This is a genomic window from Xanthocytophaga flava, from assembly GCF_030068545.1.
GTDB lineage: Bacteria > Bacteroidota > Bacteroidia > Cytophagales > 172606-1 > Xanthocytophaga > Xanthocytophaga flava.
This window is the reverse complement of the sequence record NZ_JASJOR010000065.1, coordinates 1-9,434: the sequence shown is the minus strand read 5'-3', so window position 1 is coordinate 9,434 and position 9,434 is coordinate 1. Positions and strand designations below refer to the sequence as shown.

The window sequence follows — 9,434 nt, the reverse complement described above, 5'->3', positions numbered from 1 at the left end:
ATCTTGAACTGTTGGCTCATTAGCAAAGTATGAACCGTAGAAAAGAGGGTTTGTATTTTCGTTTCCATACTTACTTAACCCAATACTTAACTCTTAAGTTGACAGCATTGAGCGGACGCTGCGTTGGCTGGTTACAATCCTGTTCGGGTACTATCACACACCTGAACAAGTATCAATTTGTCCCAACGCAACGGACGTTGCTCTCAATATAGGTCCGAACGGACGTTCGAACCAGCGTCTTTCTTTTTAAAACATTTATTTCCATAAAAGGTATGGGACGAGCCAATATATAAACCCGAGGTTTGTATCAGAAGCCATTCGAGAGGCTGGCTAGTCAGGTTAGTATTTAGTGACTACCTTCCCTAGCCATACCCTCTATTGATTCAGGAGGTCGGCTGGTATCTTCTTGTCCTACTAGTGGAAAGCGAACGGTAAAGCGGGTACCTACATCTACTTGACTGTCTACGTGGATGCTTCCTCCCAGCGATTCTACCTGTTTTCTCACCAGATACAAGCCTATACCCCGTGAGTCGGCATGGGCATGAAACGTCTTGTAGAGGCCAAAGAGCTTGTGTCCGTATTTTTCCAGGTCTATCCCCATTCCATTATCCTCGATCTCAAGCAGCACATTACCGTCTGCCTGCCAGGACGTAATTTTGATGTAGGGTGTTCTTTCCGGGGAACGGTATTTAAGGGCATTGGAAAGGAAGTTATGAAGAATACTTTCCATATACACCTTTGGATAGCGTAGAGACTCAACTGCAAGCTGTGGGTGAATCTGTGCGCCTGTTTGTTCTATATGGCTGGAAAGGTTTGCCATTTCCCGCCGGATAAGTTCTGGCAGGTCAATAAGCTCAAACGAAAGTTCTTTACTCTGATTCACTTTGAGTAACTGGTGCAGTTCCTGTAGCGTTTGTTTCATATGACCGGAAACCAGAGCAATTTTGTCCAGCACCAGTTGAGCCGTGTCAAAATCTTCCTGGTGATGATACAGCCCGAGCAGTCCCTGGATGTTGTTTAAGGGGGCAATCAGATTATGGGACGCAATATGTGTAAAGTCTTCCATCTGTGCATTCTTACCCTCCAGTTGCGTATTGAGGTCACGCAGTTTTTCGGCCTGGCAGGTAAGCTGAATACTCACTACCGTTTTACCCAGCGAGCGAATCCGTTCAATCTCCAGTTCACTCCAGACAGCCGATTTGCCCTCAATGGCCTGTTCCCATTTGGCAAACGACTTTCTCGGATGCAACCTTTGTTCCGCATCCATCTGTAACGACTTATCCGGGTTACCTGCCCAGGTGATGGTCTCCTTGATCTCAGGTTTAAAATACAGAATATATTCCTGATTGTGTCTGGATAGCTCCAGCAACAGCAAGCCACTGGCTACCTGCTTAAACCCAAAAGCAGGAGGATATACTTTATATAACTCCTGTGTATGGTACACCTGTGGCAATGTCTGCTCACTCGCCCACTGAACCAGCTTTCGGATGGCAGCCTGACCGGGACATTTTCCCAGCGTTGTTATTTTGCCATTCAGCACCAGGGCTGCTCCTGTAGCAGAGGACAAATCAAGTAAAGTAACAGGTTTTACAAATAAACTTTTTTTGATGTTCAGGCTTTGCTCCATTTTCTGTATAAGTATCTTTTCCACCTGTTTGTATGTTTGGTCAAGTTCCTTATCGTCCTTCTCTTTAGCCGAGAGAATGCAAGAGGCATAGTACTGCGTAATCAGGTGGGCCGTAGTACGCTGGTAGTAGTCAATCAGACAGGGCGACTGGTGATGACCACAGATGAGGCCCCACAGATTGCCTTTCACCAGGATCGCAATGGATACAGTGGCTCCTACCTCCATATTCTGTAAGTACTCCAGGTGAATTTCAGAAGGGTTTCGCAGTTCGGTACTGCTGACATTGGTAGGCTTGCCTGTGTGAGGATGCAAATAAGGTATAAGTGGAACACTTTCTGCTGCTACATCTACAATCTGCCGGATACCTTTCTTTCTGAGCATGGCGCGTGCCTGTTCGGGAATATCACTGGCTGGAAAATGATGATTGAAATACGACTTTACTCCTGGCTTTGCCTTCTCTGCCACCACATGTCCATGCCAGTCCTCGTCAAACTGATAGATCATTACCCTGTCGTAATCAAATAATTGCTGAATTCGCTCGGCGGCTACCAGGGAGAGTTCGTTAATCGTATTTTTTTGGCTTAGCTGCTGGAAGGTAGCTGCCTGGAGTGCATTCAGTTGGGTAAGCTGGGTAAGCGAGTGATGATGGGTAGGCTCTAATTCCAGCAGCAGCTTATCTTTCAGATCATGCAGCAACGCTATGTAGTGCTTTTCCTGTATGACTACCGGAAAAGGAGAGGCTACCATTTCGTGTGTTGCCGAAGCTTCACCGAATGAGCTGATCTCTGCAAGCACTTCTTTGGGCAATAGTTCCTCATAGGACATGTTCAGACACTGTTCAGCCGCGATCCCTATAAGCAGGTGTATATTCTCGCTTACCTGAGCGATTGTCTTGCGCTCGGTATCCAGAACCATCAAAAATCCATGGGCCTGAATGGTGCCAATGATGTGAATAGGTTCTTTGTCACAATTGGACTGGTCAATTTGTAAATGTGGATAGTTCTTCATCGGAACAGGCCCCTTATATGCCTGAGCTATTTTTGTGTATAGTATATGTACTGTGGAATGACCTACAAGACGTAGTAAGCGAGAAATGAAATAAAAGGATAAAAATTCGCGCCAGGTGTAAAGACTAGGTTTTATATGGGAAATAACAGGTAGGTAACGTTGTAAAAAATCTTCATTTTTGTATTCTACTCTTTTTGTGAACTCATGAAACTACTCTCTACCTATGTGTAAAGTCCCTTCTGGCGGGGCTTTATTCGGCAGGCTTTGTTTTATGTGATATCTGTGATAGCGATTATTATCACTATCCTATGCGATCAAAGATCCAGCTATAGACTAGGTTCTTCTTTGACGTTCATTCTTTTTTTTCTCAGCTTTTTGTTTTTCTGGCGAATGTAACCATTGTGATTGGTAAGCCTTCTCATCAGGTTAATAAGGGATCGATGCTGGCAAACGGATTATATGTAAGTGGAGTAGTACTATGTTGGTTAATAGGCATTTAGCAGGGTCATCATATTCGCTAGACATACAAAAAGGATATGTTATAAATGATATCTTAGGTTATCCGTTTAGTTATCTCCCCATCCCATTCATCAATACATTCAGGTCATTGTATACACATAGGCAAGTGATGCAAAAGTATAAGTTTGCTATAGATCATCTTTTTGAGAAGTGCTACCGTATCCTAATTCCTATACACAAAAGCGTTTATTGCTTCAGAGGGTGTTGCACTTAAGATCACTTTTTTAGATGCTGGATCTCTGTTTATGTGAGTAGTATTTCGGAGGCGTTTTGATTTGAGAAGTAACTATTCAGAGTGATAATTAGGAAAAAGCTAGCATTTATTTTAAAGTCGATAAGGGTGAAATTACCTGGAAAATACGGGGAAAATACCCTGTTCGAGGTATTGCTTACTAATGTTTGATGCATTTTATTGCATTAAAATAATTACAGTTATGAATATTTTGCGATCTGTTTGGATTGTGAGGATTTTTAAGTAAAAATCAGAATAGAATACATTAAGATCTAACCATGTATATATCAAAAATAAGGATTAAGAATTTTAGAAATTTCAGAGAGAAAGAAGTTCTTTTTAATGATGGTATAAATGTTATTATAGGACATAATAATTCTGGAAAAACCAATCTGATTAAGGCCTTATCTCTTGCCATAGACACTCAGACTACAAAAAGGTTAGAGATAGATGATTTTAATAAACATATTCCCCTTGATGAGTTAAAAAGTAATCCTCCTAAAATTAGTATTGCAGTTCATATCTCACAAAGTGAAAATGAAGACCTACATTCAGATGATTTAGTTACAGTAGGTAATTGGCTTATTAAACTTGTAAATCCGTATGAAGCTCTACTTACTTACGAATTTTTTCTTCCTGAGAAAGAACAAGCAAATTATGTGAATGCAATAACTGATCTAAACGATTGTGACCTTATCTGGAAAGTTATTAAACACGATTTTATCAGACTGTATACAACTAAGATTTTTGGAGGTGATTCAAAACTACAAATGACAGCAGATACTGAATCATTACAAAAATTCGACTTTCAGTTTTTAGATGCTATTCGTGATGTTGAAAGAGATATGTTTTCTGGTAAAAATACTCTGTTACGAGATGTTTTAGACTTCTTTATGGACTATGAAATTAAATCGGCTCCTGAAACAGATAAGACAAAAGAGCATAAAGAACAAGAAATTAAAGCAAAGAAGAGAAGCTTTAATGAAAGTGCGAATACAATCTTAGATGAGTTACAGAGAAGAATGAAGAGAGGAAAAGAACAAATTCTTTCTTATGCAAAAGCCACAGGTGCGTCCTTTAAAAATACAATACCTGACTTTCAAGGTGAAATATCTGATGTTGAGTTGTTTTCAGCCTTAAAACTGATTATTGAACACGAGATAGACGAGAGTAGAAAGATAAGTATTCCAGCCACTCATAATGGATTAGGTTATAACAATCTGCTTTTTATGTCTCTCCTTTTAGCAAAAATGCAGGTTAGTGCCGATGGTGGATACTTAGGTAATAATGCCAAAGTTTTCCCCATCTTAGCAATAGAGGAGCCAGAAGCACATTTACATCCTGCCATGCAATATAAATTTCTTAAGTTTCTAAAGGAGAATAGGAATGAAAAGAAAAGAGTTCGACAAGTGTTTATAATAACTCATTCGACCCAGCTTACTTCAGCCGTTTCCTTGGATGAAATAATTTGTCTTCATAATGAAAATGGAGAAACTATGGTAGGTTATCCAGGAAAGGTATTTTCAACAGAGCAAAATAAAAGCAAGAAATATGTACAACGATTTTTAGATGCTACAAGATCGGATATGCTTTTTGCTCAGAAAGTGATTCTAGTAGAGGGTATTGCGGAACAACTATTATTATCAACACTAGCACAATACGAAGATAAATCTTTAGAAGACGAACATATAGCAGTGATTAATGTTGGAGGACGTTTTTTTGACCACTTTTTATATTTATTTGATACTACTAAATCTTCTTTTGCTATACCTAAAAAGGTTATCTGTATCACAGATCGTGATCCCGTACGCCGAGAAAGGCCGCGAGATGACGACTCTGATGAAAAAAGCTTCGAGAAGTGTTATCCTTTTGAATATAAATATGATCAGGGTAAATATGAATATGAGAATCATGCATCCAATTATATAGATAACTATAAGGATGCAACTAATATTCGATTTTTTAGCCAAGATGAAGAATCAGGAAAGACTTTTGAATATGATCTAATCACATCTAACCCTAAACTTAAGTTACTCATTACAGATTCTATAAGTAATAAAAAAGAACTTCAAGATTTAATGGATTTATACGGTTCAGACACTTGTGAGCCATTATTAGAGAGGCTAAAAAAAAATGCAGAGAATAGCCGTATTAAGGACGGTATTATTAATTCGCAATGGTCCCCTATAGAAAAGCAAAAAGCGATTATTGCAGCTCGTTATCTAAATTCAGTAGGTAAAGGAGAAAATGCACTTGAGCTTGTATACAACTTAACAGAAAATCTTTTGAAAAATAAAGATGAAAGAGCCGATTTTCAAACACCAGGCTATATAAGGGAGGCAATACAATGGATCTGTTCTTAACTAACCCAGAAGTAATTCATTCAAACTCTATTATTGAGATTGAACAACATTATAAATTATCAGCAGGGCCAGGAGCAGGAAAAACTCATTGGTTAATAAATCATATTAAAAATGTTCTTTCTAACTCTACTAGATTAGGTAAAACTCGTAAAATAGCTTGTATAACTTATACCAATATAGCTGTCGAAACTATTTTGAGTCGTTTAGGGCAATCTACAATTCAAGTTGAAGTATCTACAATCCATAGTTTTTTATTTAGGCATGTAATTAAGCCATATATAGCATTTATAGCATCTGATTATAAGCTAGATGTAACAAAAATCAGCGGACATGATGAGCATATTATTAGTTTCAAAAAAGTTATGCATTGGATCGAAAACCATCCAAATAACAACCAATTGAAACATCCAAATCCTACCCCTAATCAATTACTTAGAATGCCTCAAAACAAAGAAGCACTTGTAAATTGGTTGAGTACATTGACATATAAGCTTTCTCAAAAAGAAGAAATTTATCTTCATACAGACAAAGGAAAAGCATATTCATTTGATGAAAATGGAAATAGAGGACAAGGGCTAAGTAGAAGATGTTTAGATATTTTGGATCTAGGCCTATTGAAATACAAAGAACTATATTGGCAAGAAGGAATACTTCATCATGACGATATCTTATTCTTTAGCTACCATTTAATTATTAAATATCCTTTTATATTAAAAGTTATCAGAGCTAAGTTTCCTTATTTCTTTATCGATGAATTTCAGGATACTAATCCTATTCAGGCTTACATAATAAAGTCTATTGGACAAGAAGAAACGGTAATAGGAGTTATTGGAGATATTGCACAATCTATTTATGAATTTCAAGGAGCAGAGCCAAGTCATTTTGAAAACTTTTTTTTGAAAAATATAAGTTATTATACGATAGAGGATAATCATAGAAGTACAAGTCAGATAATTGCAGTTTTAAATAATTTTCGCTCCGATTTAAGACAAAAAAATGTTGTAGAAAAAAATGGTGAAAGGCCTAAAATAATTATAGGCAAAAAGGCAAGTGTATATAAGTATGCAGAAGGATTATGCGAAAGAGAGCAATTATATTCACTGTCAAGGAGAAATATTACTGCTAATTCATTAAATAAATCTCTCAATAGCAGTGTACCTACAAAAGATCTTTTGGATAAACGTTATAATAAGGACTCAAATAAAGATAGAAGAAGGTTTGTGGTTTCTTCTATCAAAGCAGTAGAATTAGCACTTAACGGATTATTCAATGATGCTTTAAAAAGCTTAGAGTGGTTATTTCAAGATGAAACTGACATTAATAAAGGCAAGAAAGAGGCATTAAAGTCCATTTGTTTACTTCTAAGTTTGTATGATACTTTTAAAGATGACACACTTTACAATTACTATAGTAATATTATAAAAAGAATTAAGGCTGATTTGTCAGATTTAAGAACAGGTGAGATTAAGTCATTCTACGAAACCCATACCTATAAACAACTAGCAGTTTGTGTAAAAAATGTAGATGAGGTGACTTGTCATAAAACCATTCATAAATCTAAAGGAGATGAATTTGATAATGTATTAGTGATTTTGGAAAAAGGAGATGTAGAATATTTGTTAAAGCCTGGTTTATTAACAGAGGAACAACGAATTATATATGTTGCTTTAAGTAGGGCAAAGAATAGACTATTTATTAATCTACCTGAGCTTCCTGATAATTATAAGAAAATATTAGAGAATAGGGGTTTTGAAATTGTTTCTTGTGAGGAAATGGATTCCCCTAAAAAGCAAAGCTAAGTTTCCGGTTACAGAAGTATCAGAATGTATTTGTATGTTATCTATATCATTTCTCTAAAAATCGGCTTATAAAGCCAAATTTATTATAAATATGAATGACAAGGACTCAAATAGTGGTTGGTGGTTTGGTGATTATCTAGTTGACTTTTTAGGTATTCTGGTTCCAGGACTTCTGTTTATAACAATTATGATGATTATATTGATCTTTGATGGATGGATTGCATTTAAGGCCGCAGAAAGATTTAAATATAACTTATCGAAAGTTGTAAATAGTACACAAGACTCTCTTATTCATCGTCGCTTAGAAAACAAAAGTGAATTGCATAGTTTGCTTAGAGAAGAATTAAATAAACTTGATTCCTCTGTTAGTACTTCTCTTAGAAATGATACTCAACAGTCGAAACTAGACAGAATTAATACAGCTACGACAACTATTACTAAAATATCTTCTATAAGGGCTTCTTTGGACTCACTTGATCCAGATATTTACAATCGTGTTTTACTTCAACATTATAATGAAGATGATTTTATAAGGCAAGAAATTATCAGTGGATTAGTAACTATTAAAAGTGGAATAAAAAAAGTGTTAGATAATGAGGCATTTATTATTTGTCTCAGTATATTATTTCTTGTCAGTTCATATGTTTGTGGCCATCTTTTTTATAGAGGAGAGACAAAAAGATTGGACAGGATAAGTTTCAGGAAGTATTATATGCGTATATCTAGGAAAGAGCGACAGAAATGGGTTTATCATAGTGGAAATTATTTGAAAAAAGAATTAGAAAGCTCGTTGTCAATGACACTGGATCAGAAAGAACTAGATATCTTGATTGAAAAAATAAACCTAGCTTGTGATGATACTGAAAAAGAAAAGATGCTTAGAGAAGTACTAAAAGCAAGAGATCCAAAAGGGAATGATTTAAACCTCGATGCTAAAAAAATACTTAAAGATATAGCTGATTTAGAAGCATTGGAATCATTCTATGATCAGATAAAAGGCCAAAAACATAATAAGAAAGGTGTTCTTCACACTGAGTCTCTTTTTATTGAGAAGCTAAACTATCCTTATAGTGCTATCTCTCAATATTTTGAAGAGAGAAAGATTAATCATCTTACTAATATTTGTCCAGGTTTGGAATATCCATCAGAAACATTTATAAATATCATTAAAATAAGAATTGGTCTTCATTGCATAGATAAAATTAGGGAACTTAATAGAAATGAAGCTCACTTAAGATTAATGTCATCAATCTGGTATGCATTCAAAGCTCTCACAAATTATCTCTTCTTGATCTCTTTAATTTTTGTACTGTTGTATGTCGGTATATTATTTGGAGTTTATAGTTTTTCTATTAAGCAATCATTATTACAGATTGTAAGTAATTTTGACTCTTTCTTAAAATTACTTTTTAAGCAATCAACTTTCTTTCTAATTGTTTTAGTTATACACTGTATTCTTGGATTCTTTTTTTATAAAATTTATCTTATAATTGAATCTTTTTTTCATACTCAAAGGGTAAGAGAGTTGGTTTATATTCTGGAGACTGCTTATCAATTAGATAAAGACCACAATCAGATTTTAAATGAATTTAGAGGCAATATAAAAACGTCATAAATTATTTGATGTCTGTATGAATTCTATTTTTAAGGCTCCCAAAAATTCAGACAGGGATCAAATCGAAAAATGTACTAGAGGACGTCCACCCAAATTTAAGACCGAGCAGAAATGGAAAAATCGGCGGTATGATCTCCACCCAATTTTAAGACCGAGCAGAAATGGAAAAATCGGCGGTAGTGAACAGTTGCGATTGCTCGTCCATCTGACAGGGTGTAAGTCCTTTCAGAGAACTGTGAGGTCGGAACTGGTTGTATTCCAGCCGCCAAGC

Annotated in this window: 5 protein-coding genes; 3 read left to right on the top strand and 2 right to left on the bottom strand. The window is 35.9% G+C overall.

Annotated elements, in window-relative coordinates:
* Positions 1–346 precede the first annotated feature (346 nt).
* On the bottom strand, positions 347–2,635 hold the full coding sequence (locus tag QNI15_RS38560; RefSeq protein ID WP_314037504.1) for an ATP-binding protein: 2,289 nt from the start codon (positions 2,633–2,635) through the stop codon (positions 347–349).
* A gap of 1,029 nt (positions 2,636–3,664) precedes the next feature.
* Here QNI15_RS38560 and QNI15_RS38555 point away from each other — a divergent pair.
* The 3 genes from QNI15_RS38555 to QNI15_RS38545 all read left to right on the top strand — a co-directional run bounded on the left by QNI15_RS38555 (position 3,665) and on the right by QNI15_RS38545 (position 9,163).
* Positions 3,665–5,749 carry an ATP-dependent nuclease gene (locus tag QNI15_RS38555; RefSeq protein ID WP_314037503.1) on the top strand — a complete coding sequence of 695 codons (2,085 nt, stop codon included), beginning with the start codon at positions 3,665–3,667 and terminating at the stop codon, positions 5,747–5,749.
* Positions 5,734–7,548 (top strand): ATP-dependent helicase, encoded by a 1,815-nt coding sequence (locus QNI15_RS38550; protein ID WP_314037501.1) that lies wholly within the window; start codon positions 5,734–5,736, stop codon positions 7,546–7,548. Before QNI15_RS38555 ends, QNI15_RS38550 begins: the two co-directional genes overlap by 16 nt.
* 91 nt (positions 7,549–7,639) lie before the next feature.
* Positions 7,640–9,163 (top strand): hypothetical protein, encoded by a 1,524-nt coding sequence (locus tag QNI15_RS38545; protein WP_314037499.1) that lies wholly within the window; start codon positions 7,640–7,642, stop codon positions 9,161–9,163.
* A gap of 145 nt (positions 9,164–9,308) precedes the next feature.
* Here QNI15_RS38545 and QNI15_RS39065 read toward each other — a convergent pair.
* The coding region (locus QNI15_RS39065) for an integrase core domain-containing protein (protein ID WP_390902244.1) at positions 9,309–9,434 on the bottom strand (126 nt) is incomplete at its 5' end.

Excerpts from the sequence above, each read along its gene's own strand:
- QNI15_RS38545 (WP_314037499.1), top strand. The coding sequence starts at position 7,640 with ATGAATGACAAGGACTCAAATAGTGGTTGGTGGTTTGGTGATTATCTA.
- QNI15_RS38550 (WP_314037501.1), top strand. The coding sequence starts at position 5,734 with ATGGATCTGTTCTTAACTAACCCAGAAGTAATTCATTCAAACTCTATT.
- QNI15_RS38560 (WP_314037504.1), bottom strand. The coding sequence starts at position 2,635 with ATGAAGAACTATCCACATTTACAAATTGACCAGTCCAATTGTGACAAA.
- QNI15_RS38555 (WP_314037503.1), top strand. The coding sequence starts at position 3,665 with ATGTATATATCAAAAATAAGGATTAAGAATTTTAGAAATTTCAGAGAG.